This is a genomic window from Frankia sp. AgKG'84/4 (assembly GCF_023242965.2).
In the GTDB taxonomy this organism is placed as follows: Bacteria; Actinomycetota; Actinomycetes; order Frankiales; family Frankiaceae; genus Frankia.
Genome location: NZ_JALKFU020000844.1, coordinates 1 through 962 on the forward strand (window position 1 = coordinate 1; position 962 = coordinate 962).

The following is a 962-nucleotide window of genomic DNA, read 5'->3' on the forward strand; positions in this document are numbered from 1 at the left end:
GCGGTGAGCACGCCGGCGTGCGCGTCGCCGAACTGCGCCCGGCCGGCGGCGAGCACCACGTTGTACATCGCGGCCGCCTCGGCGAGATGGCCCGTGGCCCGCAGGAAGCGGGCGGTGAGCGTGGCGGGGACCAGCAGGTCCGGGGGCAGCTGTGCCTCGGTCAGCTCGCCGAGCCGCCAGGTCCGCCGCGTCCGCAGCAGCGCCAGGCCCGCGTCGGCGTGCCCGCGCAGCCCGGCCCACCGGCCCCAGGTGTCGGGGTCGCGCGGGTCGCCGTGGCGAGCCGCGTGGGTGAGCAGCGCCGTGACGGTCTCCAGGTAGTCCTCGAGGCGTCCCGAGGCGTGCGCGGCCCGGCTGAAGCTGTCGCGTACGAGCGGATGCAGCCACACCTGGTCGAGGGCCGCGGCACCGTCCGCGCCGCCGCCGTCGCCGCGGGATCCGGGCCGGTCGGGCCGGTCGGGCCGGTCCCTGGCAGCGGTCAGGTCGACGAGGCCGTGCCCGGCGAGGGCCCGCAGCAGCGTCCACAGGCTGGTGGTCGTCAGGCCTGGCAAGAGCGCCGAGGACGCGAGCACGGCGGAGTCGAGCAGCTCGACCGGGACGGGATCGCCACCGAGGCAGGCCAGCAGGGTGAGCAGCGACCGGGCCGACCCGCGGCCCTGGGCGGCGAGCAGCCGCAGGGACAGCTCCCAGGTCGGCCCGACCAGGGCGCGTTCGGTGTTGCGCCCCGCTGGCACACCGCCGTCGAGGTCCGGCAGGACCGACTCGGCCCGGCCGGTCCCGAGCGCCCGCTCGTAGGCGGTGTAGGTGCGGGGGATCGTGGTGTCGCCGGGCACCGGTGGCATCCGCGCCGCCTCGAGGAGGAACAGTCCGGCGGCGCGCAGTGCGAGAGGTAGGCCACCGAGGCGGGCGGCGAGGCTCTCGGCGGCCGCCAGGGCCCCCGGGCCGTCCCCGGCGATGTCGTGCAG

At 77.9% G+C, this 962-nt stretch carries 1 pseudogene; it reads right to left on the bottom strand.

Annotated elements, in window-relative coordinates:
- Positions 1 to 962, bottom strand: a pseudogene (locus tag MXD58_RS25595) (helix-turn-helix transcriptional regulator); the annotation flags it as partial.